This window comes from Nonomuraea sp. LPB2021202275-12-8, from assembly GCF_037044575.1.
Classification (GTDB): domain Bacteria; phylum Actinomycetota; class Actinomycetes; order Streptosporangiales; family Streptosporangiaceae; genus Nonomuraea.
Window position 1 is genome coordinate 131,506 of sequence record NZ_JBAHWD010000016.1, and the last position, 22,477, is coordinate 153,982.

Sequence of the window (22,477 nt, forward strand, 5' to 3'; positions counted from 1 at the left end):
TTGCTCGCCCTCTGCTGCCTGGCACTGTTCTGGCCACCCCGCCGTGTGCGCTTCCGTCGCCCTGCCTGTCAAGCCCCGCACCGCGACTGCGGGCGGCGGCACCCGGTCCACAGCCGTGGGCATCGAATCTTCACGAAGGAAAGAGAACCTCATGCGTCACAGCGTGTTCAGCGGCCTGCTCGCGGCCGCGGCAAGTGCCGGGATCATCCTGTCCGGACCGGTGCCGGTATCAGCGGCGGCCACCGACCCGGCGCAGTTGTGGGTGGTCGACCACACCTCCCACAGGATTAAAAACCCCGCCGGCAACGGTTGCCTGACCGGCGCCGCTCCCGGTTATCCCACCCGGCTGCTCGGCTGCACCGGCGTACCCCCGCAGATCTTCGTCTTTGAGGCCACGATCGAGGACGTGAGCGGCATCCTGTGCCTGAGCTCCGCCGGGGCTTTCGCTCCCACAACGATGCTCCGCTGCAGCGGCTCGCCCACCCAGGCGTTCGTCTTTCATTCCGCGACCAAGACCATCCGCAACCGCGCCACCGGCCTCTGCCTGACCACCACCGGCCTCGACCAACCCACCGTTATGAGCATCTGCGCCTCATGAGACAACCACAACCGGCGTAGGCAACCCAGCCCGCACGAGCTGGTCCGATGACCGGTCGCTGGTGGACGACTTCCCGGCCGACATGTCCATCAAGGACATCGTGGCGCTGCTCGGCGCGGTCGGCCTGTCCTCACCGCCGGCGTGGCTGCGGCCATACCGCACCCTGTCCAACGGGGAGGCGTTCCGAGCGTCGATCGCGCGGGCTCTGGCCGAGTCCGGCGAACTGGTCGTCATCGACGAGTTCACGTCGGTCGTGGACCGCCAGGTCGCGCGCGTTGCCAGTCACACGATCCAGAAGACTGTCCGGCGCAGCGGACGACAGTTCGTGGCGGTGACCTGCCATTACGACGTGCTGGAGTGGCTGCAGCCGGATTGGGTGCTGGACGTCTCGACTGGTTCGTTCGAGTGGAGGTCGGTTCAATCCCGGCCAGCGCTCCGGCTCGAAATCCGGCCGGTCGACGGGCAGCTCTGGCCTGTCTTCGCACGTCATCACTATCTGAGCACGGAGCTCCACCGCGCCAGCAAGAAGTTCGCCGCAGCGAAGACGGGCCCGACGCCGATTGCGGCGTCGGGCCCGTCTGTTACCCCTCTGTTGCCTCTGAGGTTGCTCAGCAACGACAACCAACGACAAGTAATGACAACGTTTTTCCAGCTCAGCGCCTGTCCGCAGGAAGATCGCCGAGGCCGGAAAACCGCTCCGTCACACGTCGTAGTAGAGCTCGAACTCGTGCGGGTGCGGCCGCAGGCGGATCGGGTCCACCTCGTTCTCGCGCTTGTAGGCCACCCACGTCTCGATCAGGTCGGGCGTGAAGACGCCGCCCTCCAGCAGGTAGTCGTGGTCGGCTTCCAGCGCGTTGAGCACGTCGGTCAGCGAGCCTGGCACCTGCGGGACCGAGCGGGCCTCCTCGGGCGGGAGCTCGTAGAGGTCCTTGTCCACGGGCTCCGGCGGCTCGATCTTGTTACGGATGCCGTCGAGGCCGGCCATCAGCATGGCCGAGAACGCGAAGTACGGGTTGCACGACGGGTCCGGCACCCGGAACTCGATGCGCTTGGCCTTCGGGTTGGAGCCCGTGATCGGGATGCGGACGCACGCCGAGCGGTTGCGCTGGGAGTAGACCAGGTTGACCGGCGCCTCGTAGCCCGGCACCAGGCGGTGGTAGCTGTTGACCGTCGGGTTGGTGAAGGCCAGCAGCGACGGGGCGTGCCTGAGCAGGCCGCCGATGTAGTAGCGGGCCGTGTCGGACAGGCCCGCGTAGCCGACCTCGTCGTAGAACAGCGGCGAGCCGTCCTTCCACAGCGACTGGTGGCAGTGCATGCCGGACCCGTTGTCACCGAAGATCGGCTTGGGCATGAACGTGACGGTGTGGCCGTACTCGAGGGCGGTGCTCTTGATGACGTACTTGTAGAGCATCAGGTTGTCGGCCGTCTTGAGCAGCGTGCCGAACCTGAAGTCGATCTCCGCCTGGCCCGCCGTGCCGACCTCGTGGTGCTGCATCTCGACGTCGATGCCGCACTCGATGAGGTTGCGGACCATCTCCGAGCGCAGGTCGGTGAAGTGGTCCATCGGCGGCACCGGGAAGTAGCCGCCCTTGTAGCGCGGCTTGTAGCCGAGGTTGCCGCCTTCGGTGGCCTTGCCGGTGTTCCAGGCGCCCTCGATGGAGTCGATGTAGTAATAGCCGGCGTTCTCGCGCGTCTCGAAGCGGACGTCGTCGAAAATGTAGAACTCGGCCTCGGGGCCGAAGTAGACCGTGTCGGCGATGCCGGTGCCCCGGAGATACTCCTCGGCCTTGCGGGCGACGTTGCGCGGGTCGCGGCTGTAGGCCTCGCCGGTCAGCGGGTCGTGCACGAAGAAGTTGATGTTGAGCGTCTTGTGCTGGCGGAACGGGTCCACCACCGCGCTCGACGGGTCCGGCAGCAGCAGCATGTCGGACTCGTGGATGGCCTGGAAGCCGCGGATCGACGAGCCGTCGAACATGAGGCCGTCGGTGAAGACGTTGGCGTCGAAGTTCTCAACCGGGAAGGTGAAGTGATGCGTCGTCCCCGGCAGGTCGGTGAACCTGACATCGACGAACTGCACCCCTTCGTCTCTGATGAACTTCAGGACGTCGTCGGCGGAGCTGAACACTCTCGAACCTCCCTGGGGACGGGCTATCAGCCCGACGGTAAGGCGCGGCCGTTTCCATACGGTGTCTCGATTGTTTCGCACGTGTTACGCAGGCGTCATGTCGGGTCCGGGCTCGTCGGCTGCGGGACGCGGAAGACCGGGGGCGTGCTCTCCTGCGGGGCGGCGGGGGCCGGCGAGAGCACGTCGGGGCGGAAGACCAGCACGAGCCCCGCGGCGGCGATCACCGCCAGCACGGCCGCCGCCGCGAACCAGGCCCGGGAGATGCGCCTGGCAGGCCCGGCCGGGCGGGCCGCCCTGCCCGCCGCCGCCCGCATCTGGCGCCGCTCCTCCTCGCTGATCTGCGCCACCAGCTCGTTGAAGCGCGCGTCTAGGTCGTCCCCGTACGGCATGGCGTACATGATGGGCCTGAAGTCGCCCGCGTTGAAGCGCGGTTGGGTCACGATCCCGACCGCCCGCCCCGCCGGATACCGTTGGGGCATGAGCAGGAACGAGCCGCGGTGGACGCAGACCTGGCTGGGCGGCCTCAGGTCCGCCGGCGTCGATCTCGGATATCCCGGGCAGCGCCTGGGGCTGCCGCAGGAGGGCAGCGGGTCGATCGCCGGCTGGGGGCGCAGGATCGGCGCCCTGGTCATCGACTGGCTGATCTGCACGTGGGCGATCACGCAGCTGCTGCTCAGTACCAACCCGGCCGAGTCGCCCTGGATGCCCGTCGTCGTCTTCGCGGTGCAGTACTTCCTGCTCGTCGGCTTCATGGGCCAGACGTTCGGCCACCGGCTGACCGGGATCCGGATCGCGGCGATGGACGGCGGCAATCCGCGCTGGCTGCCGGTGCTGGTGCGCACCGCCCTCCTCGCCCTGGCCGTGCCGGCGCTCATCTTCGACCGCGACCACCGCGGCCTGCACGACAGGGTGTCCAACACCATGGTCGTCCGCATGTGATCTCTGCTCGATAACCGTACCGGGTTCACTTTCATACCCGGTACGGTTTATGCTGCCGTCATGATGACTGGGCTCAGGCAGCGCAAGAAGGAGCAGACGCGGCGGCGCATCGCCGAGGTGGCGCTACGGCTGTTCGACGAGCGCGGGTACGACGCCGTGACGGTCAACGAGATCGCCGAGGCCGCCGGCGTCGCCAAGGTGACGTTGTTCAGCTACTTCCCGACCAAGGACTGCCTGGTCCTGGAGGGAGTCCAGGACGACACGGCCGGGGTCGTGGCCGGGCGCCGCCCCGGCCAGCCGCCGCTGGACGCGCTGCGGGAGCACTACCGGGCGTTCGCGGCCCGCGGCGCCGACGGCGTCGACGTGCGGCACCTGCTGACCCAGGTCCGGGTGATCTCCGCGACCCCGGCGCTCATGGCCGGGGTCTACCAGGCCCACATGGGCCAGCGCTACGAGCTCGCCGCCGCTCTCGCGGCCGCCTTCGCCGAAGAGGCCGCCGGGAACGGAACGGCCGCCGCCGGGGCGGCTGTCACCGGCGACGAGGGCGGGACCGGTGATCCGGCGGGTGACCTGCTGGCGCGGATCGTGGCCGGGCAGATCACCGCGACGCTCACCACCCTTCAGGAGGCGTTCTTTCAGCGCCTGGCCTCCGGGATGCCGCTGGAGGAGGCGGGGCGCCTCCTGGCGGACGACGTGGAGCTCGCCTTCGACCTCCTCGAGAACGGCCTTAAGCCGAAAAATGGAGATAAATCGTGAAAAAAGGCATCAACTACGACACCGGCTTCCTCCCCGAACCCGACCGCAGTCGTAAGGCCTTCGACGCCGAGACCGTCAGGCGCGAGATGCGCGTGATCGCCGAAGAGCTGCACTGCCAGGTGGTCCGCGTCTCCGGCGCGGACCCCGCCCGCCTCACCGTCGCGGCCGAGCAGGCGGCCGCCGCCGGGCTGGAGGTCTGGTTCGCCCCGTTCCCCGTAGACCTCCACCCGAAGGAAACGCTCACGCTGTACGCGGAGTCGGCCCGCCGAGCCGAGGCGCTGCGCGCGGGCGGGGCCGAGGTGGTGCTGGTCGCCGGCTGCGAGACCAGCGCCTTCTGTCACGGCTTCCTGCCCGGCGCCACCTACGGCGAGCGCCTGGGGACCCTGACCACGGCGAGCGTCGAGTGGTGGTCGACCACGATCCCGCCGATCATGCGCAGCTTCGACGCCTACCTGGCCGAGGTGGCCGAGACTGTCAGGCCGCTGTTCGGCGGCAGGCTCACCTACGCCGCCGGCCCGTGGGAGTTCATCGACTGGACCCCGTTCGACCTGGTGGGCGTGGACGCCTACCGCGCCGCCTACAACGCCGGGACCTTCCGCGAGGAGTTGCGCGGCCACCTCGCGCACGGCAAGCCCGTCGCCGTCACGGAGTTCGGCACCTGCCCCTACCGGGGCGCGGCGGAGCAGGGCGGGTCGGCCTGGCTCGTGCCCGGCGGCGCGGTGCCCGACGAGGGCGAGCAGGTCCGCTATCTGGAGGAGCTGATCGACGTCTTCGAGGAGGAGGGCGTCGAGACCGCCCTGTGGTTCACCTTCGCCGGATACACCCGTCTGGGCGCCGCCGACCTCGGCTCCTATGGGGTCGTCAGGATGCTCGACGAGACCCGCTGGGAGCCCAGGAAGGTCTTCGGCGCCATGGCCGCTAGGTACGCGCGCAGCTGAAGATGGCGGTGCCGGGCAGCTGCCGGCCGCGCAGCGGGCTCCAGCCGCCCCACACCCGCTCGTGTCCCGGCGGCCACTCGGGCTCAAGCAGGCCGGTGACGGTCAGCCCGGAGGCGACGACGAGGCCGACCCAGTCGCCCATCGTCCGATGGTGCTCGACGTAGGTGGGCGCGCCGTCCTCGTCGCGCTCGACGTAGGGGGAGCGGTCGAAGTAGGACCGGTCGGAGGTCAGCCCGCGCGGCCCGGGGTCGTCCGGGAACGCCCAGCGGACCGGGTGGCTGACCGAGAAGACGAACCGCCCCGACGGCCTGAGCACCCGGCGAACCTCACGGAAGACCGCCAGCGGGTCGGCCACGAACGGCAGCGCGCCGAACGCCGAGCACGCCAGGTCGAAGCTGGAGGCGGCGAACGGCAGCGCCTCGGCGTCGGCCTGCACCGCGGGAACGCGCAGGCCGGTGTCGAGGTCGATGCGCTGGGAGTGGCGGAGTTGCCGGTGCGACAGGTCGAACGCCGCCACCTCGGCCCCCTGGCCCACCAGCCAGCGCCCGCACTGCGCCGCGCCGCAGCCGATCTCCAGCACGCGCCGCCCGCGCACCTCGCCGAGCAGCCGGGCGTCGGCCTCGTCCACGCCTTCCGGACACCAGACGAAGCCGGCGTCCCGCAGGAACTCGCCGTGCTCCACCTGGTAGTCGTCGGCGTTGCCGTCCCACCAGCCGCGGTTGGCCCGCGACGACGTCGACGGCACTAGCGCATCTTGGGGCCGCGCGGCATGCGGACGCCCTTGGGCATCGGCCCCTTGGGCATCGGCATGTTCTTCGGCAGGGACCGCAGCCGGTCCTTGACCTCGTTGACGGCCGGCTTCTTCAGGTTGCGCGGCAGCTTCATGATGTGCCGCTGCAGCTTGCCCAGCGGCACCTGGCCCTCGCCGTCACCGCACTGGATGTCGTAGATCTCGACGCCCAGCACCACCCGGGCGACCCGCTTCTTCTCGGCCGCCAGCATCTTCGCCACCCGGTTGCCCGGGCCCTCGGACACCAGGACGACCCCCGGGTAGCCGATCACGAGGTGGATCAGGTCCTGGTCGCGGTTGACCGCCATGGCGGGGGTCACCTGCCAGTTGCCGCGCATGCCCTGCAACACCGCGGCGGCGGCGCCCGTCTGGCCGTGCAGGATCGAATACTGGGCCCGCTGCGCGAGCTGCCCGAACACGATGAGGCCGACCGTGAAGGCCGCCAGGATGCCCAGGAACACGGAATACCACAGATAGTCCGTTACCAGACCGATCACCACGACCACAGCCAGCGTGCCTGCCGCCGAAAGGAAGACGATCGGCATTCCCTTGGGATTGGCCTGCTTGATGATCTTCGCGATCATGCGGAGCTGCTTGATGCGCCCCGGCTTCTCTGGATCCTCGGACTTCGCCATGGAAGGAAGGATACAAACGAACCGGACAGGTGGGAGAACGCGGTGGCCGTATCTTCCCCTTCGAGAACGTTCCAAAAGCCGGGCGGGTGTACGGCGCGGCGAGCACCGCCGCTCGGACGGCGGTGCTCAGCCCTTTGTCAGAGTTTGACGATCACCGAAAGGCGGCGGCCGCCTCGCCGATCCTGGCCCCCGCTCAGCCGGCGACGAAGAACTCCAGCAGCTCCGGCACGAGCGCCTCCGGAGCCACGTTGTGCGTCTGCCCCTCCAGCACGCGATGGGCCGCCCCGGGCAGTGTCCGGGCGACGGCCCGGCCCGCGTCCGCCATCCACGCCGGGCTGTCCGCGCCGGTCAGCACCAGCGCCGGCCTGTCGATGGCGGCGATCCGCTCGCCCGGCAGGACGTTGCCGGGGCCCATGACGGCGGCCTCGTAGACCAGCGTGTGGGCCAGTGCCTCCATACCCGCCCAGAAGGGCGTGGCGCGCATGTCCGCGACCGTCCCGGCGGGGACCTGAGCCGCCGCGACCATGAACAGCTCGACCGCCTCCCCGCGCCGGCCCCGCCGCACCAGCTCGTCCAGCCGCGCGCCGAAGTCGTCCGGCAGGCCGGGGGCGCCGGGACCGACGTGGTAGGGCGGCTCCCACACCGCCAGTTTCGCGACGGCGGGCAGGCGCGCGGCGGCTTCCAGGGCCAGCGCGCCACCGGAGGAGCCGCCGAAGACGATGGCCGGCCCACCCGCCGCCGCCATGACCGCGGCCAGGTCCTCGATCTCACGCTCCACCGTGTACGGCGCGGTGTCGCCGCTGCCGCCGCGGCCCCGGCGGTCGTAGTCGTACACCGTGAACCACGGCGCCAGCGCGGTCGCCACGCCGGTCAGCGTCGGATGCCCCCGGCCGGTGAACGCCCCGTGCACCAGGACGACGGCCGGACCGGAACCGCGCCGGTCGAAGACGATGGCGGTCCCGTCGGCGGAGACCACCGATCCGGTTGACGCGCCGGTCGCCGTGCCGGTCGTGGTGCTCATGTCAGGCCCGCCTTCGCCGTCGCCGCCGGCCACGTCAGCCCGCGGGCTGGACGAGGCACAGCACCTCCCAGTGATGGCCGTCGAGGTCGGCGAAGGCACGCTGGTAGCGGTAGGCGTCCTGCCTCGGCGGGCCGAGCGGAGTGGCGCCCGCCGCCAGCGCCTTCTCCGCCAGCTCGTCGACCTGGGCGGCATTCTCGGCACCGAGCACGAGGATGGCCTCGGTGCTCTTGGTCGCGTCGGCGACCTCCTTGGTCGCATAGCCGGCGAACGTCGCCTCGGCCAGCAACATGACCTGGGTGTCGTCGTTGATGACCACCGACGCCATGTCATCGGAGGCGCCGAAGATGGTGAGGCCGAGCTCGCCGAAGAACGTCTTCGACCGGCTCAGGTCCTTGACCGGAAGGTTCACGAAGAGCTGCATCGCCCGTTCCTTTCGACAGGGTTCGCGTGGTTGCGAACATGCCTCAAGTCTGCGGATCGGGACTCCGCCGGGCTTGCATCCTGGCGCCCGCCGCCTTGACGATGCGCGCACACTCGGCCTCAGGCGCTCCGGAGCGCGCGCTCGCGCCGGAACTCGACCGGAGGCAGCCCGTACGCACGCCGGAACAGGCGGCTGAAGTGGGCCGAGTCGGGCAGCCCCCACCTGGCCGCGACGGCGCTCACCGGCAAGGACCGCAGCGCGGGGTCGGCGAGGTCCTGGCGGCAGCGCTCCAGGCGCCGGTGCCGGATCCACGCCGAGACCGTCGTGTCGCGCGACTCGAAGAGCCGGTGCAGGTAGCGCACGGAGATGTGGTGGGCGGCGGCGACGGCGGCGGGGTCCAGGTCGATCTCGCCCAGGTGCTGTTCGATGAAGGCGTGGACGCTCAGCAGCAGCGTCTGCTGCCGGGACTCCGGAGACAGCGCCGCGACATGGTCCAGGCGCTCGGCCACGGCGGCTGTCACCAGGTCCATCACCACGGCCGACAGCCGGACCGCGCTGGCCGGCTGGTAGGAGTCCAGGTCGAGCGCCACCCGCCGGAGCAGCGGCGCGGCCAGGGCGCCGGCGCCGCTGTCCGAGGTGATCGGCACCGCGGTGATCGCCGAGGCCGCGCCGGGAGGCAGCGCCATCTGGTCATGGGGAAAGCTGAAGACGGCCAGTTGCACGGCCGAGTCGTAGGCCAGCTCGTAGGGCCTGGCGAAGTCGTAGATGACGAACTCGCCGCGCTTGAGCTGGACGCTCCTGCCGTCCTGCGCCAGCAGCGGGCTGCCCGACAGGGCCAGCACCCCCCGGTAGAGGGCGGACCCGTCACCGCGGATCAGGCGGGGCGTGCGGTGCACGCTGTGCGGCGTGGTGGTGCGGATCCTGCCGACTCCCACCGAGCCGAGCATGCCCGCCTCGATCTCGCCGCGCAGGGGCGCGTCCGGGGCGATCCGCACGTCGAGCGGGCCCAGGTTGTCGCACACAAAGCTCCGCCAGGCGTCGTGCCGCTGAGCGGGGGGCACGTCGCGGGTGCGGATCAGGATGGCCATGCCGGTCGCCTTCCCTCGACGACTGTCAGCGTAGTCACACGACGGAGCCCCGGGAGGTCTCCCGGGGCTCGCTCGCGGGGTCAGGCCGTCTGGCGCGCCGCGATGGCCTGCTGGTAGAGCTTGCCCGCCCGGTAGGAGGACCGGACCAGCGGGCCGGACAGCACTCCGGCGAAGCCGATGGCCTCCGCCTCGGCCTGCAGCTCGACGAACTCCTCCGGCTTGACCCAGCGCTCCACCGGGTGGTGGCGCGGCGTCGGGCGCAGGTATTGGGTGATCGTCAGCAGGTCGGTGCCCGCGGCGTGCAGGTCGCGCATCGCCTCGACCACCTCCTCGCGGGTCTCGCCCATGCCGAGGATCAGGTTGGACTTGGTGACCAGCCCGGCCTCGCGAGCCATGGTGATCACGCCCAGCGAGCGCTCGTAGCGGAAGGCCGGCCGGATCCGCTTGAAGATGCGCGGCACCGTTTCCACGTTGTGCGCGAACACCTCGGGCTTGCTGGAGAAGACCTCCTCCAGCTGGCCGCGGTCGCCGTTGAAGTCCGGCACCAGCAGCTCGACGCCGCAGCCGGGCAGCAGGGCGTGGATCTGGCGCGCGGTCTCGGCGTAGAGCCAGGAGCCGCCGTCAGGCAGGTCGTCGCGGGCCACACCGGTCACCGTCGCGTAGCGCAGGCCCATCTGCTGGACCGACTCCGCCACGCGGCGCGGCTCGTCGCGGTCGTACTCCTTGGGCTTGCCGGTGTCGATCTGGCAGAAGTCGCAGCGGCGGGTGCACTGGTCGCCGCCGATGAGGAAGGTCGCCTCGCGGTCCTCCCAGCACTCGTAGATGTTGGGACAGCCGGCCTCTTCGCAGACCGTGTGCAGGCCCTCCCGGCGCACGAGCGATTTCAGCTCGGTGTATTCGGGGCCCGTCCTCAGCTTGGTCTTGATCCACGGGGGCTTGCGCTCGATAGGGGTCTCGGCGTTACGCACCTCCAGGCGGAGGAGCTTTCGGCCTTCAGGAGCAACGGTCACCAGCCCAGCTTACGTCGCGCGCGGGCATGGCCACTTCGAGGGGGGACCTCAGCTGATGAGGCCGAATCCCCGGATCGCCCGGGTGTAGTGCTTGAGCAGCTCGTCGTCGATGCGGTCGGACTCGGCCGAGCCGAGCAGGACGGCGTTGGGGGCCGCGCCGAACACGCTCGGCGCCTGCCGGTCGAAGCGGGCCAGCGCGCCCTGCCTGATCGCCGGCACGCTCTCGCCGCGCAGCACCGCCGCCTGCATCGGGGCCAGATAGCGGTTGCCCGCCATCAGGTCTTCGAGCTCGGCCAGCTCCTCTGCCGTCACCACCCGCCGCGCCAGCGCCAGCCTGCGCTCGCGCGCCCGGCCGTCGCCCGAGCGGGCCAGCCGGGTCAGGCCGTACTCCAGCAGCAGCACCGGGGCGCCGACCACCCGGCCGATCAGGCGTCCGAACATGCCGGCCACCTCGTATCCGGTGCCGGGGGAGTCCAGCGCGCCCAGCGAGGCGGTGATCTTGGTCTGCGCCTCCTCGCGCGCCTTCAGCGGTGCGGCGCCCATCAGCGCGCTCCGCCACTCGCCCAGCGTCGACAGGGCGCCTTCCACGATGAGATCGTCGCCGGTCGTGGCGCCGGCGTAGGCCAGGGTCAGCAGCGTCACCCGCTGCCTGGGCGGCAGCGCCAGCCACAGCGGCAGGCCGACCACCAGCACGGGCGTCCTGAACGGGCCGACCCGCTGGTAAACGGCGCCGGTCGCGAGGTCCTCCACGGCGATCTTCCTGGGCGGCCTGACGCCCATCCGGTCAGCGACCCGCTCCGCCGTGCCGTACAGCTCGGCGGCCGACGAACGGTCGAGCACCTCGGCGTCGGCGGGCATGCGGCCCAGGCGTGGCCGCAGCAGCCAGCCGATCCCGATCAGCATGCCGCCGAGCACCCAGCCCACGGCGAACTCGGAGTTGACGACGATGGTCCAGGCGCCGAGCACGACGAAGGCCAGCGTCAGCGCGTGCACGACGAGCGCGATGACCAAAGCTGTGATCCGTCTCACAGCACGATCGTAGACAGGTAAATGCGCGCAAACCATCGCTTAACGGGGTCAGCGGCGCAGGAGATCCTCTTCGTGCAGATCGAACGGCTCCCTGCCGAGCGCCTCCGCCAGCCGCTTCTCGGCGATCGGCAGGACCTCCTCGACCACGATCCGGCGGCCGGTCTCCGCGGAGAGTGAGGAGACACCCACGTCAGGCAGTCCACACGGGACGATCCGGTTGAACCACCGCGGATCGTTCGCGCAGTTGAGCGCGAAGCCGTGCATCGTGACGCCCTGCGTGACGCGGATGCCCACCGCGCCGAGCTGCCGGTCGGGCAGGCCGAGGCTGCTGTCGCCCACGGCCCAGACCCCGGCCCGGCCCCGCACGCGCCGCGCCGTGACGCCGAAGTCGGCGCAGACCTGGATCATCGTCTCTTCGAGCCGGCAGATGTAGTCGACCACGTCGGTGATCGCCACGATCGGATAGCCGACGAGCTGGCCGGGGCCGTGCCAGGTGACCCGGCCGCCGCGGTCGACGTCGACCACCGGCGTGCCGTCGGCCGGACGCTCGTGCGGCGCGGCGCGCTTGCCCGCCGTGTAGACGGGCGCGTGCTCCAGCACCAGCAGCGTGTCGGCGACCTCGCCGGCGACGCGCTTGCCGTGCACCCAGCGCTGAAGCGACCAAGCCTGCTCGTAGGGGACGTCGACGCCGAGGCGGACGATGGCTAGTGCGTGGGGATCGACCCCATGGGTGGGGCGCATGTGTCCATTGTGCCGTTCCCTCACCCTTGTAGGGTAATTCAGGAAGTCAGCAGCCGAGGTTCGATCCTGAACTCCTTCACCCCGCCCACCCCGTCATGCTCCAGCTTGTACGCGTAACCGCTGGGATCGGTTGACACGGCCTGGATGAAGTCGGTGCCGATGTAGTGCAGCGCCACGCCCTCGTCGGCCGCGTAGCCGCCGGGCAGCTCACCGCTGGCGACCGACTCCTGCAGCAGCGGCCGGCGCTGCGGCTCGGCGTTGTAGTGCACCCCGCACGAGTAGGGCAGGAAGCCCAGGCCGTCGGACCACACGCGCAACTCCGGGCCGAAGGAGTCGGTGTTGCCGCCCACGTGCCAGCACAGCGCGCCCGCGCTCTGCCCCGAGAGCACCACCCCGGCCCGCCACGCCTCGTCGAAGGCCTCGTCGAGCCCGTGCAGCCGCCACAGCGCCATGAGGTTGGCGACGCTGCCCCCGCTGACGTAGATCATGTCCTGCTCCAGCATCCACGCCCGCGGATCCTCCACGTTGGGCATGGGGAACACGGTCAGGTGGCTCAGCTCCACGTCCCAGCCGGCGAACGCGCCGTACATCTTGAGCAGCCACTCGGCGCTGTCGCCCGTCGCGGTGGCGAGCAGGCCGAGCTTGGGGCGGTCCTGGCCGGTCAGGTCGAGTCCGTAACGCAGCAGCGGGCTGGCCTCGATGAAGCCGTAGCGCCTGGTCTGGCGGAACGAGCCGCCCCCGATGGCAAGGATGTGCGACTGCCCTGACCTGGTCATGTCGGAATCTCCCCGAAGTGAAGGACGAACAGCACACTAGAGTACGGCGCGCAGCGCATCGCCGAGACTGGTATGGGCGAAGCCGTAGCCGCTGTCCATCAGCTTGGCCGGCTGGAGCCGGTGCCCGGCCAGCAGCCCCTCCCGCGCGAACTCGCCGAGCCCGAGGGCCAGCGCGAACGCGGGGACCGGCATCGGGACGGTGGACCTGCGCAGCGCCGCGCCGAGCGTCCTGGTGAACTCGGCGTTGGTGACCGGGGTGGGGGAGACGAGATTCACCGGCCCGGAAATATGTGGATTTTCCAGGACATGTTGGGTGGCGTGCACCCAGTCCTGCTCGGAGATCCACGACCAGTACTGCTTGCCCGTGCCCAGCGGCGCGCCGAGCCCCATCCTGAAGATCGGCAGCATCCGGCCGAGCGCCCCGCCACGCCCGCTCAGCACCAACCCGGTGCGCAGCAGGACGGTCCGCACGCCGAGCTCGCCGGCCGCCGCGGCCTCCGCCTCCCAGCGCTCGCACAGCTCGGCCAGGAAGCCGGCGCCCTTGCCCGCGCGCTCGTCGATCACCCGGTCGCCGGTGTCGCCGTAGAAGTCCATTCCCGAGGCGGACACGAGCACCTCAGGCGGCTGCGACAGCTTCCGCAACGCGCCGACCAGCAGCCGCGTGCTGTCGACGCGGCTGCGGACGAGCTCGCGCTTGTAGGCGGCGCTCCAGCGCCGGCCCGCGACCGACGCCCCGGCGAGGTGCACCACCGCGCGTGCGCCCTCCAGCACGGCCGGATCCAGCACCCCCTCAGCGGGCTGCCAGAACGCCTCGTCGCCGCTCCTGGGCTCCCGCCGGACCAGCGTGACCACCCGCTCGCCCGCGCCTCGCAGCGCGGCGACCAGCGGCTCCCCGAGCAGACCCGACGCACCCGTCACGATGATCGCCATACGCCCACACTACGCCGACCCGGCTGGAAGCACGGGGCTCGAAATGCGGCGGCGGGGTGTCGGGAGCCGGCCCTGAACGGCGCGGGCCGGGTGCGCGGTGTCGCGCACCCGGCCCCCGGCCCGATCCCGCCGTGCGGGGTGGAGCTCGCTACGCGAGGCCGAGCTGGGCCTCGAAGCGGCCTTCTTCCAGGCGGCGCTTGATCGTGGTCAGGAACCTGGCCGCGTCGGCGCCGTCCACCAGGCGGTGGTCGTACGTCAGCGCGAGGTAGACCATCGAGCGGACCGCGATGACCTCGCCCTCAGGGGTGTCGACCACCACGGGACGCTTGACGACGGCGCCCGTGCCGAGCATGCCGACCTGCGGCTGGTTGAGGATCGGCGTGTCGAACAGGGCGCCGCGGCTGCCGGTGTTGGTCAGCGTGAACGTGCCGCCGGTGATCTCGTCGGGCGTCACCTTGTTGGCGCGGGTGCGCTCGGCCAGGTCCGTGACCTTGCGGGCCAGACCGGCCAGGTTGAGGTCGCCCGCGTCCTTGACCACCGCGGCGAGCAGGCCGCGCTCGGTGTCGACCGCGACGCCGAGGTTCTCGACGTCGAAGTAGGTCACCTCGTTGGTCTCGTTGTTGATCGTCGCGTTCAGCTTGGGGTGCTGCTTGAGCGCCTCGACCGTGGCCATCGCGAAGAACGGGGTGAACGTCAGCTTGACGCCCTCGCGGCGGAAGAAGTCGTCCTTCGCCTTCGCCCGCAGCCGCGCGATCTTGGTGACGTCGACCTCGACGACCGAGGTGAGCTGGGCCGCGCTCTGCAGCGACTCCACCATCCGCTTGGCGATCGTCTGGCGCAGTCGCGTCATCTTCTCCGTGCGGCCGCGCAGCGTGGTGTCGACCTGGACGGGCTCGGGCTCGGCTGCCGGAGCCTGGGCCGCCGGAGCGGCCTGAGCGGCGGGAGCGGGCGCCTGGGCGGCCGGGGCCTGAGCCGCGGGTGCGGCCTGGGCGGGAGCCTGGTCGCGCTGGCTCTTGGCGGCCTCCAGGACGTCCTGCTTGCGGATCCGGCCGCCGACGCCGGTGCCGGTGATCGCGTCGAGGTCCACGCCGTGCTCGTTGGCGAGCTTGCGCACCAGCGGCGTCACGTAGGGGCTGTCACCGGAGGTGGGCAGCGGCGACGGCGCTGCGGCGGGGGCCTGCGCCTGAGGAGCCTGCGCCTGAGGAGCCTGGGCCTGAGGAGCCTGGGCCTGAGGAGCCGCCTGGGGTGCGGGAGCGGGCGCGGCCTGCGCGGGGGCGGGCTGAGCGGGCTGCTCGGGGGCGGGCTGGGGGATCGAGGAGGCGGGCGCCTGGGCGGGCTCGGGCTCCGGCTCGGGCTCCGGCTCCGCGGCGGGGGCGGCCTCCTCGGCTGGGGCGGCGGCGCCGGCCTGACCGCTCTCGTCGATGATCGCCAGCTCGGCGCCGACCTCGACGGTCTCGTCCTCAGCCACGACGATCTTGGTGATGACACCCGCGGAAGGCGACGGGATCTCGGTGTCGACCTTGTCGGTCGACACTTCCAGGAGCGGCTCGTCGGCCTCGACGCGCTCGCCCTCCTTCTTCAGCCAACGGGTGACGGTGCCCTCGGTGACGCTCTCGCCGAGCTGGGGCATCTGTACGGAGACCGGCATCGTTATCTTCTCTCGCGTTCTGATCTCGAGGGCTGGACTAGTTGTGTACGTGCAGCGGCTTGCCGGCCAGGGCCAGCATCGCCTCACCGACCGCCTCGGACTGGGTCGGGTGTGCGTGGATGAGCTGGGCGACCTCTGCGGGCAGCGCCTCCCAGTTGTAGATGAGCTGCCCCTCAGTGACGAGTTCACCGATGCGGCGGCCCACCATGTGGACGCCGACGACCGGTCCGTCCTTGCGCGCGAGCACCTTGACGGCGCCCGCGGTGCCGAGGATCTGGCTCTTGGGGTTGCCCGCGAGGTCGTAGACCTGCTCGACGATCTCGATGCCGCGCTCGGCGGCCTGCGCGGACGTGATCCCGACCGAGGCGACCTCGGGGTCGGAATAGGTGATCCGCGGGACGCCGGCGTAGTCGATGGGCGGCGGGTTGAGGCCGGCGATGTGCTCGGCCACCAGGATGCCCTCGGCGAATCCGGCGTGGGCCAGCTGCGGCGTCGCGATCAGGTCGCCGATCGCGTAGACGCCGGGCGCCGTGGTCCGGCAGTGCTCGTCGACCGTGACCGCGCCGCGCTCGATCGCCACGCCGGCCTCGTCGAAGCCCATGCCCTCCGTGACGGCCCCGCGGCCGACCGCGACGAGCAGGATCTCGGCGTCCAGGGTCTTGCCGTTGGCGAGGGTGACGATCACGCCGGTGTCGGTGGTCTTGGCGCTCTCGAAGAAGACGCCGAGCTCGTACTTGATGCCGCGCCGGCGGAAGGCCCGCTCCAGCAGCTTGGAGCTCGACTCCTCCTCGGTCGGGAGCAGGTGCGGCAGGGCCTCGACGATGGTGACCTCGGCGCCGAAGGAGCGGTAGACGCTGGCCAGCTCGACGCCGATGACGCCGCCGCCCAGCACGATCACCGACGAGGGCACCCGGTCCATCTTGAGGGTGTGCTCGCTGGTGATGATCCGCTGGCCGTCGATGTCGAGGCCGGGCAGCGACCGGGGCGCCGAGCCGGTGGCCAGCACGACGTGGCCGCCCTCGTACACCTCGGAGCCCACCTGGACGCGGCGCTCGCCCGCCAGCCGGCCCTCGCCCTCGACCACGGTCACGCCCGCGGCCTTGAGCAGCCCCTGCACGCCCTTCCAGGCGCGAGTGACGATCTTGTCCTTGAAGGCGTGGACGCCGGGGACGTCGATGCCGTCGAAGCGCGCCTTCACGCCGAACGACTCGCTCTCCCGGGTCTCGTCGGCGATCTCGGCCGAGTGCAGCAGGGCCTTGGTGGGGATGCAGCCCCTGTGGAGGCAGGTGCCGCCGATCTTGTCCTTCTCGATCAGGGCGACCGTCATGCCCAGCTCGGCCGCCCGCAGCGCGCAGGCGTAACCGCCGCTGCCGCCACCTAGGACGACGATGTCGTAGGCCACTGGAAGGCTCCTTGTCGGGGTGTTCGTGATGCCGTCATCTTTTCATTTGTTTCAGATGCTCGCGTGCCGCTCGGCGAGTCCGATGAGGGTCCGGGTGATGGCGCCGGTGCCGCCCTTGGGGGTGTAGCCGTGCGGCTCGCCCTTGTTGAAGGCGGGTCCGGCCATGTCGATGTGCGCCCAGCGGACCCCGTCGGGCACGAACTCCTTGAGGAAGATGCCCGCGGCCAGCATGCTGCCCCAGCGCTCCGGCTGGAGGTTGGCGATGTCGGCGACCGGGGAGTCGAGGCCCTTGCGCAGTTCCTCGGGCAGCGGCATGCCCCACGCGCCCTCGCCGGCGGCGCCGGCCGCCTCGACGACCAGCTCGCGCACGGCGTCGTCGTTGGACATGACGCCGGCAGTGCGCCAGCCGAGGGCGACGATCTGGGCGCCGGTGAGCGTGGCCACGTCGACGATCAGGTCGGGGGAGTCCTCGGCGGCGCGGGCGATGCCGTCCATGAGGACCAGGCGGCCCTCGGCGTCGGTGTCGAGCACCTCGACGGTCTTGCCGCTGTAGCTGTGGAGGACGTCGGAGGGGCGCTGGGCGGTGCCGCTCGGCAGGTTCTCCGCCAGGCAGAGGTAGCCGACGACGTTCACCGGCACGCCGAGGCGCGCGATGCCGACGAGCGCGCCGAACACCGCTCCCGCGCCGCCCATGTCGGACTTCATCCAGTCCATGGAAGCCGACGGCTTGAGCGACAGGCCGCCGGAGTCGAAGGTGATGCCCTTGCCCACGAACGCCAGCGTCTTGGTGGCGTCGGGATGGGTGTAGGACAGGCGGACCAGGCGCGGCGGGTTGACCGAGCCCTGGCCGACGCCGACGATGCCGCCGTAGCCGCCTTCCCTGAGCTGCTGGTCGTCGAGCACCTCGACGGTCAGCCCGGCCTTGCCGCCCTCCTGCTCGGCGATCTCGGCGAACTTCGCCGGCCACAGGTCGGACGGAGGCGTGTTGACCAGGTCGCGGACCAGGCTGACGGACTCGGCCAGCACGCTCGCGCGCTCGGTCACGTCAGGCTCGCCGGTCAGGCCGGAGATCACGGTGAGCTCGGCGACCGGCGCCTTCTGCTCGCCGTCGGTGCGGTAGCGGGAGAAGGCGTAGGCGCCCAGCAGCCCGCCCAGCGCGACGGCCTCGGCCTCGGCGGCGGAGCCGGCCGGCAGGACCAGCGCGGCGCGGGCGGTGCCCGCGAGGGAGCGCACGGCCGCGCCCGCGGCACGGCGCAGACCCTCGGCGTCCGCCGACTCGCCCAGCCCCACGGCCACCAGCACCGGCGCGGTGATGGAGCCGAACGTCGGCAGCTTGGCCAGCTCGCCCGCCTTGCCGGCGAACCCGACGGAGGTGAGCGAGGTGGCGAGCCTGCCGCCGAAGGCCGCGTCGAGAGCCTCGGCGCCCGCCGCGGGGCGCGGACCGTCGGGGCCGGACTGGAAACCGACGACGAGCGCGTCGGTGTCGAAGGAGACTGGATCTGCTGAGTTCAGCCGCACAGTGGTCACGTAAACCGATGCTATCCACGGTTTCTCAGTACTCACAAACAGGGGTTCATCCCACCAATACTTGGCATGCGTTCATGAAGACATGGTGCTAGTGTCATTAGCACCATGTTGCTCACCCTGGACCTCAACGACGCCCGCCCCCTGCACGAGCAGGTCGCGGGCGCCATCAGGCGTGCCATCGGCGAGGGCTCCTACGCGCCGGGAGACCGGCTGCCGCCGGCCAGAGACCTCGCCGACGCCCTCGGCATCAACTCCAACACCGTTCTCCGCGCCCTGCGCGACCTGCGGGAAGAGGGGCTGCTGGAGTTCAGGCGGGGGCGCGGCGTCAGCGTCGCGCGCCACGCCGACGGCCGGTCCCTGATCCGCGAGCGGGCGCGCGAGCTGCTGGAGGAGGCCAAGAGGTACGGCTACCGCAGGGAGGACGTCATCACGATTCTGAAGGAGCTGAAATGATCCCCCGCACCGTCGCCGCCGTCTGGGGGGTGGTCGTCATCGCCGTGCTGATCGCGACGCCCCTGGCGGTGCGCGGCCGGCTGCCGGAGCCGATGGCCACGCACTGGGGGCTCGGCATGGCGCCCGACCGCGCCATGTCCTTCACCGCCTACCTGGTCATGTCGGTCGCGTTGTGGGCGGTGATCTGGCTGCTGCTGCTCGTCTCGGCGGTGCGCGGCCTGTCCCGCCGGTCCGGCCGCGCCGGCTGGTGGGCGCTGCTCGCCGGCGGCAGCCTCTTCGCGTTCGGCATGAGCGGCACGACACTGCTGGCCAACCTCGACGCGGCGAGCTGGACCGGCGCGCGCCTGCCCGGCTGGGCGCCCTTCGTCGTGGCGGGCGTGCCACTGGCCGTGGCGATGCTCGCCGGCTACCTCGGCAGAGGCGCCCCCGACCCGCGGCGGCAGCCTGATCAGGAACCGCCCGTGCTCAGGCTCAGGACCGGCCAGCGCTCGGTCTGGGTCAGCCACATCAACAACCCCTGGCCGCTGGCCATCTCCGCCGTGGCGGCGGGCGGCCTGTTCGCGCTCGGCGCACTCGAGATCACCGGATTCGCCACCGCCCCCGCGGTCGCCGGCACGCTTCCCGTCCTCGGCGTCGTGCTGCTGATCGGGCTGTTCGCCTCGTCGCTCACCGCCCGGGTCACCGGCGACGGGCTCGCCCTCGGGTTCGGCCCGTTCGGCTGGCCCGTGCGCAGGATCAGGCTCGCCAGGATCGACCGGGCCTGGACGGAGGAGAGGCGCCCGAGCCAGGTCGGCGGCTGGGGCGTGCGCGGCCTGCCGGGCGGCGCCACCATCATGCTGCGCGGCGGGGAGTGCCTGGTCATCGGCTACCGCTCCGGCGGGCAGCTGGCGATCAGCATCGACGACGCCGAGCGCGGCGCCTCCCTCATCAACGCCCTCATCTCGGAGAGGATCGCCGCGTGAAGCCGCTGATCGCCTTCCTGGTCGCCGCCTTCGGCCTGTCCTGGGCGGTGGCGCTACCTCCCTGAACGCGGTCGTCCCCGCCGTCCTTCTGCTCGGCGACGTCGCGGCGCCGCCCGACCCGGTGGTGGCGGGGCTGGGCGGCGTGGTCGGCTGGGTCCTGCTCGCCGCGTGCGGCGCGCTGCTGCTGAGATTCTTCCCGGTACGGACTCCGCAGCCGGCCGGCGCGGACCCCGCGCCGGTGTCCTGAACGCCGGCACGGACTCGTCCGCCCTCCGGGAGGTCAGCTCAGCACGGCCCAGACCACCAGCGTGGTCGCGGTGGCGGTCTCCACCAGCGCGCCCAGGACGTCACCGGTGATCCCGCCGAGCCGCCGCCGGGCGTGGCGGAGCAGCAGCAGAGCCGCGCCCAGCCCGGCGAGCAGGGCCGCGGGCGGCGTCAGGATCGCCAAGAGGTCAGGACGCGCCCCGAGGCCCACGCCGCCCGGCAGGGGTGACGGACCGGCGGTTTCCAGCGCAGGCGTCAGGCCCGCGGTCCCCGTCAGGAGCACCAGGCCCGAGCTGCCCACCAGGGCGGCCAGGGTGACCAGGGAGGCGGCGCCCGTCCGTACCGTGCCCGCGACCATCGCGCCCAGCCCGTCCGGGCGGGCGGCGGGAACCCCGCGCCGACAGGCCCAGGAGAGGGCCAGGCGGCCGGTCACGCAGGCGGTCACCAGTGCGGCGGGCCCCGCCCCGGACAGGGCGGTGGCCTGGACGAGCAGCGTGAGGACCAGAGCCATCACGCCGAACGGCCCGATGTCCGACTTTTTCATGATGTCTAGTGCCTGGGCGGCGGGTTTGCCGCTGCCCAGGCCGTCGGCGAGGTCCGCCAGACCGTCCAGGTGTAGGCCCCGCGTCAGCACGGCCAGCAGGCCGAGCGCCAGCGCCGCCCCCAGCAGCGGCGGGCCGGGCAGCAGCAGCGCGAGCGCCGCCACCGCGCCGAGCGCCAGCCCGACCAGCGGCGCCAGCATCATGGCCCGCCCGGCGACCTCGCGATCGGCCCTGTCCACCCGCACGGGCCACACGCTGAGCGTGCCCACCGAGAGCCGCAGCCCGTGCCCCAGCCCGGCCAGGAAGTCGGGCACGTCAGAACAGCTCGTCCAGCAGCCGGTAGTAGTCCAGCTTGCGCTGGTCCACCTCGGCCGGCCCGTAGGCGGCCAGGAAGTCGCCGGCCGCGGGCCCCTCCAGCTCGCGCAGCGCCACCGCGAGGTCCACGTGCCGGTCGGCCACCCCCAGCGCCCCCACGTCGACGAGCACCGGCTCGCCCGCACCCGTGGGCGGGGCCAGCACGTTGGCCGGAGTGTAGTCGCCGTGCGTGACGACCAGGTCCTCGCTCGCGGGGCGCCCGGCGACCAGCCGCTCGTAGACCTGATCCGGGGTGAGCCCGGCGTGGTCGGCGTCGAAGTCGGCGGCGTCCACCAGCCCGTCGCGCACCCGCTCGGCCGCCCTGGCGAGCTTGACGTCGAGCCGCTCGTCGAACGGGCACTCCCGCACGGGCAGGTCGTGCAGGGCGCGCAGCGTGGCCCCCATGACGGTGCCCGCGTCCAGCGGCCTGCGCTCCAGGCTGCGCCAGCCCGCGTCCGCCAGCACCAGCGCGTCCTCCTCGAACGCCACGATGTCGGGCACGTTCGCCCAGCGCTTGAGCCACAGCAGCCGATCGTGCTCGGCCAGGGCCGCCGGCCCCTGCTTGACGTAGAAGGCGCCCGTGGGGCTGGTGACCCGCAGCGTCTCGCCGCTCACGCCCTCGTGGTCGTCCGACCAGATGGCGTGCTCGCCGAACAGTTCGAACAATCGCCCAGGAAGCTGCATAACGGCCGATCCTACGGGGCCTACTAGGGTGGCCGGATGCACGTGCTTGAACTCGAAGGTGTAGGTGTCCGGGTCGTCGGCAAGACGTTGCTGGACGGGATCGACTGGCAGGTCGACTATGGCGACCACTGGACGGTCCTCGGTCCCAACGGCGCAGGCAAGACCACGCTGCTGTCGCTGGTCGCGGCGGTGCGCCACCCCACCGTTGGAGCGGTGACCGTGCTCGGCCGCCGCCTCGGCCGGGTCGACGTGCGCGAGCTGCGCCGCCACATCGGCCTGGTCACGTCCAGCCAGCACCTGATCGACGAGGACCTGCTGGAGGAGGAGGGGGCGACCGCGCACACGGTGGTGCTCACCGGGCACACCGCCACGAGCGCCCCGCTCTGGGACAGATACGGCGACGCCGAGCGGGAGCGGGCGCTGCGCCTGCTGGCCGACCTGGGCTGCAAGGACCTGGCCGACCGGCCCTTCCGGGTGTGCTCCCAGGGGGAGCGGGCCCGGATCAGGGTGGCCAGGGCGCTCATGGCCGACCCGGCCGTGCTGCTGCTGGACGAGCCCTACGCCGGGCTTGACCTGCCGGCTCGCGAGGACCTCATCTCCGCCGTCGAGGACCTGGCAGCGACCAGGCCGGTGCTCACCACGGTGACGGTGACGCACCACCTGGAGGAGGTGCCCGCGACCACGACGCACGCGATGCTGCTGCGCGAGTCCCGCGTGCTCGCCGCGGGGCCGGTGTCCGAGGTGCTCACTCCGGCCAACCTGTCCGACTGCTTCGGCCTGCCGCTCCACGTGGACCGGATGGACGGCCGCTGGTACGCCCGCGCCGTCCGCCCCTGACCCGCAT

25 protein-coding genes are annotated in these 22,477 nt (G+C 71.5%); 8 read left to right on the forward strand and 17 right to left on the reverse strand.

Annotated elements, in window-relative coordinates:
• Positions 1-163 precede the first annotated feature (163 nt).
• The gene (locus tag V5E28_RS27295; protein WP_336210545.1) at positions 164-598 is read left to right on the forward strand and encodes a ricin-type beta-trefoil lectin domain protein; all 435 of its coding nucleotides are present in this window, start codon (positions 164-166) and stop codon (positions 596-598) included.
• 700 nt (positions 599-1,298) lie between these two features.
• Here V5E28_RS27295 and glnA read toward each other — a convergent pair.
• Together glnA and V5E28_RS27305 are read right to left on the reverse strand one after the other, a co-directional pair.
• Positions 1,299-2,723, reverse strand: coding sequence for a type I glutamate--ammonia ligase (gene glnA, locus V5E28_RS27300; RefSeq protein ID WP_336210547.1), 1,425 nt, complete (start codon positions 2,721-2,723; stop codon positions 1,299-1,301).
• A gap of 95 nt (positions 2,724-2,818) precedes the next feature.
• Entirely contained in the window at positions 2,819-3,163 is a 345-nt protein-coding gene (locus V5E28_RS27305; protein WP_336210550.1) for a hypothetical protein, read from the reverse strand.
• Between the two features lie 37 nt (positions 3,164-3,200).
• Between V5E28_RS27305 and V5E28_RS27310 the strand changes: the two genes are divergently transcribed.
• Genes V5E28_RS27310 through V5E28_RS27320 form a run of 3 tightly spaced genes read left to right on the forward strand, consistent with a single transcriptional unit; the run spans position 3,201 to position 5,356 of the window.
• On the forward strand, positions 3,201-3,662 hold the full coding sequence (locus V5E28_RS27310; RefSeq protein WP_336210552.1) for an RDD family protein: 462 nt from the start codon (positions 3,201-3,203) through the stop codon (positions 3,660-3,662).
• A 60-nt stretch (positions 3,663-3,722) separates the two neighbouring features.
• Positions 3,723-4,418, forward strand: a complete 696-nt coding sequence (locus tag V5E28_RS27315) for a TetR family transcriptional regulator (protein ID WP_336210555.1) — start codon at positions 3,723-3,725, stop codon at positions 4,416-4,418.
• On the forward strand, positions 4,415-5,356 hold the full coding sequence (locus tag V5E28_RS27320) for a hypothetical protein (RefSeq protein WP_336210558.1): 942 nt from the start codon (positions 4,415-4,417) through the stop codon (positions 5,354-5,356). The genes V5E28_RS27315 and V5E28_RS27320 overlap by 4 nt, the downstream gene beginning before the upstream one ends.
• Here V5E28_RS27320 and V5E28_RS27325 read toward each other — a convergent pair.
• The 13 genes from V5E28_RS27325 to V5E28_RS27385 form a co-directional block, all read right to left on the reverse strand.
• Complete coding sequence (locus tag V5E28_RS27325; protein ID WP_336210559.1) at positions 5,337-6,101, reverse strand: class I SAM-dependent methyltransferase; 765 nt, start codon at positions 6,099-6,101, stop codon at positions 5,337-5,339. The genes V5E28_RS27320 and V5E28_RS27325 overlap by 20 nt on opposite strands.
• Entirely contained in the window at positions 6,101-6,781 is a 681-nt protein-coding gene (locus V5E28_RS27330; protein WP_336210561.1) for a DUF4191 domain-containing protein, read from the reverse strand. The genes V5E28_RS27325 and V5E28_RS27330 overlap by 1 nt, the downstream gene beginning before the upstream one ends.
• 193 nt (positions 6,782-6,974) lie before the next feature.
• The gene (locus tag V5E28_RS27335) at positions 6,975-7,802 is read right to left on the reverse strand and encodes an alpha/beta fold hydrolase (protein WP_336210563.1); all 828 of its coding nucleotides are present in this window, start codon (positions 7,800-7,802) and stop codon (positions 6,975-6,977) included.
• A 34-nt stretch (positions 7,803-7,836) separates the two neighbouring features.
• Positions 7,837-8,223 (reverse strand): VOC family protein, encoded by a 387-nt coding sequence (locus V5E28_RS27340; protein ID WP_336210566.1) that lies wholly within the window; start codon positions 8,221-8,223, stop codon positions 7,837-7,839.
• Positions 8,224-8,342: 119 nt separating this feature from the next.
• Positions 8,343-9,311, reverse strand: coding sequence for a helix-turn-helix domain-containing protein (locus V5E28_RS27345; RefSeq protein WP_336210568.1), 969 nt, complete (start codon positions 9,309-9,311; stop codon positions 8,343-8,345).
• Positions 9,312-9,391: 80 nt separating this feature from the next.
• Positions 9,392-10,321, reverse strand: coding sequence for a lipoyl synthase (gene lipA / locus V5E28_RS27350; protein WP_336210571.1), 930 nt, complete (start codon positions 10,319-10,321; stop codon positions 9,392-9,394).
• 48 nt (positions 10,322-10,369) lie between these two features.
• A complete protein-coding gene (locus tag V5E28_RS27355) occupies positions 10,370-11,350 on the reverse strand; it encodes a M48 family metallopeptidase (RefSeq protein WP_336210573.1) in 981 nt (326 codons plus the stop codon).
• 48 nt (positions 11,351-11,398) lie between these two features.
• Positions 11,399-12,091, reverse strand: coding sequence for a lipoyl(octanoyl) transferase LipB (gene lipB, locus V5E28_RS27360; protein ID WP_336210576.1), 693 nt, complete (start codon positions 12,089-12,091; stop codon positions 11,399-11,401).
• A gap of 38 nt (positions 12,092-12,129) precedes the next feature.
• On the reverse strand, positions 12,130-12,867 hold the full coding sequence (locus tag V5E28_RS27365; RefSeq protein WP_336210579.1) for a peptidase E: 738 nt from the start codon (positions 12,865-12,867) through the stop codon (positions 12,130-12,132).
• A 36-nt stretch (positions 12,868-12,903) separates the two neighbouring features.
• Positions 12,904-13,797, reverse strand: a complete 894-nt coding sequence (locus V5E28_RS27370; RefSeq protein ID WP_336210582.1) for a TIGR01777 family oxidoreductase — start codon at positions 13,795-13,797, stop codon at positions 12,904-12,906.
• Positions 13,798-13,945: 148 nt separating this feature from the next.
• On the reverse strand, positions 13,946-15,445 hold the full coding sequence (gene sucB / locus V5E28_RS27375) for a 2-oxoglutarate dehydrogenase, E2 component, dihydrolipoamide succinyltransferase (RefSeq protein WP_336210584.1): 1,500 nt from the start codon (positions 15,443-15,445) through the stop codon (positions 13,946-13,948).
• A gap of 37 nt (positions 15,446-15,482) precedes the next feature.
• Positions 15,483-16,847, reverse strand: coding sequence for a dihydrolipoyl dehydrogenase (gene lpdA, locus V5E28_RS27380; protein ID WP_336210586.1), 1,365 nt, complete (start codon positions 16,845-16,847; stop codon positions 15,483-15,485).
• Between the two features lie 51 nt (positions 16,848-16,898).
• Positions 16,899-18,374: a leucyl aminopeptidase gene (locus V5E28_RS27385; RefSeq protein WP_336210589.1), complete on the reverse strand. Its 1,476-nt coding sequence runs from the start codon at positions 18,372-18,374 to the stop codon at positions 16,899-16,901.
• A 105-nt stretch (positions 18,375-18,479) separates the two neighbouring features.
• Between V5E28_RS27385 and V5E28_RS27390 the strand changes: the two genes are divergently transcribed.
• The 3 genes from V5E28_RS27390 (at position 18,480) to V5E28_RS27400 (ending at position 20,036) form a co-directional block, all read left to right on the forward strand.
• Positions 18,480-18,827 (forward strand): GntR family transcriptional regulator, encoded by a 348-nt coding sequence (locus V5E28_RS27390; protein ID WP_336210593.1) that lies wholly within the window; start codon positions 18,480-18,482, stop codon positions 18,825-18,827.
• Positions 18,824-19,789: a hypothetical protein gene (locus V5E28_RS27395; RefSeq protein ID WP_336210596.1), complete on the forward strand. Its 966-nt coding sequence runs from the start codon at positions 18,824-18,826 to the stop codon at positions 19,787-19,789. Before V5E28_RS27390 ends, V5E28_RS27395 begins: the two co-directional genes overlap by 4 nt.
• Before the next feature lie 121 nt (positions 19,790-19,910).
• Positions 19,911-20,036 carry a hypothetical protein gene (locus V5E28_RS27400; protein WP_336210598.1) on the forward strand — a complete coding sequence of 42 codons (126 nt, stop codon included), beginning with the start codon at positions 19,911-19,913 and terminating at the stop codon, positions 20,034-20,036.
• Positions 20,037-20,069: 33 nt separating this feature from the next.
• Here V5E28_RS27400 and V5E28_RS27405 read toward each other — a convergent pair whose 3' ends face one another.
• Together V5E28_RS27405 and V5E28_RS27410 are read right to left on the reverse strand one after the other, a co-directional pair.
• The gene (locus tag V5E28_RS27405) at positions 20,070-20,909 is read right to left on the reverse strand and encodes an adenosylcobinamide-GDP ribazoletransferase (RefSeq protein WP_336210600.1); all 840 of its coding nucleotides are present in this window, start codon (positions 20,907-20,909) and stop codon (positions 20,070-20,072) included.
• A 1-nt stretch (position 20,910) separates the two neighbouring features.
• Positions 20,911-21,633, reverse strand: coding sequence for an aminoglycoside 3'-phosphotransferase (locus V5E28_RS27410; RefSeq protein ID WP_336210604.1), 723 nt, complete (start codon positions 21,631-21,633; stop codon positions 20,911-20,913).
• 36 nt (positions 21,634-21,669) lie between these two features.
• Here V5E28_RS27410 and V5E28_RS27415 point away from each other — a divergent pair, with 36 nt between their 5' ends.
• Entirely contained in the window at positions 21,670-22,470 is an 801-nt protein-coding gene (locus V5E28_RS27415) for an ABC transporter ATP-binding protein (RefSeq protein ID WP_336210606.1), read from the forward strand.
• The last annotated feature ends 7 nt before the right edge of the window (positions 22,471-22,477 follow it).

What these genes read in the sequence shown, in the direction of transcription:
- V5E28_RS27335 (WP_336210563.1), bottom strand. Translation starts at nt 7,802, where the DNA reads ATGAGCACCACGACCGGCACGGCGACCGGCGCGTCAACCGGATCGGTG.
- V5E28_RS27315 (WP_336210555.1), top strand. Translation starts at nt 3,723, where the DNA reads ATGATGACTGGGCTCAGGCAGCGCAAGAAGGAGCAGACGCGGCGGCGC.
- V5E28_RS27410 (WP_336210604.1), bottom strand. Translation starts at nt 21,633, where the DNA reads ATGCAGCTTCCTGGGCGATTGTTCGAACTGTTCGGCGAGCACGCCATC.
- lipB (WP_336210576.1), bottom strand. Translation starts at nt 12,091, where the DNA reads ATGCGCCCCACCCATGGGGTCGATCCCCACGCACTAGCCATCGTCCGC.
- V5E28_RS27365 (WP_336210579.1), bottom strand. Translation starts at nt 12,867, where the DNA reads ATGACCAGGTCAGGGCAGTCGCACATCCTTGCCATCGGGGGCGGCTCG.
- V5E28_RS27395 (WP_336210596.1), top strand. Translation starts at nt 18,824, where the DNA reads ATGATCCCCCGCACCGTCGCCGCCGTCTGGGGGGTGGTCGTCATCGCC.
- V5E28_RS27310 (WP_336210552.1), top strand. Translation starts at nt 3,201, where the DNA reads ATGAGCAGGAACGAGCCGCGGTGGACGCAGACCTGGCTGGGCGGCCTC.
- V5E28_RS27370 (WP_336210582.1), bottom strand. Translation starts at nt 13,797, where the DNA reads ATGGCGATCATCGTGACGGGTGCGTCGGGTCTGCTCGGGGAGCCGCTG.
- V5E28_RS27415 (WP_336210606.1), top strand. Translation starts at nt 21,670, where the DNA reads ATGCACGTGCTTGAACTCGAAGGTGTAGGTGTCCGGGTCGTCGGCAAG.
- V5E28_RS27390 (WP_336210593.1), top strand. Translation starts at nt 18,480, where the DNA reads ATGTTGCTCACCCTGGACCTCAACGACGCCCGCCCCCTGCACGAGCAG.
- V5E28_RS27330 (WP_336210561.1), bottom strand. Translation starts at nt 6,781, where the DNA reads ATGGCGAAGTCCGAGGATCCAGAGAAGCCGGGGCGCATCAAGCAGCTC.
- V5E28_RS27345 (WP_336210568.1), bottom strand. Translation starts at nt 9,311, where the DNA reads ATGGCCATCCTGATCCGCACCCGCGACGTGCCCCCCGCTCAGCGGCAC.
- V5E28_RS27340 (WP_336210566.1), bottom strand. Translation starts at nt 8,223, where the DNA reads ATGCAGCTCTTCGTGAACCTTCCGGTCAAGGACCTGAGCCGGTCGAAG.
- sucB (WP_336210584.1), bottom strand. Translation starts at nt 15,445, where the DNA reads ATGCCGGTCTCCGTACAGATGCCCCAGCTCGGCGAGAGCGTCACCGAG.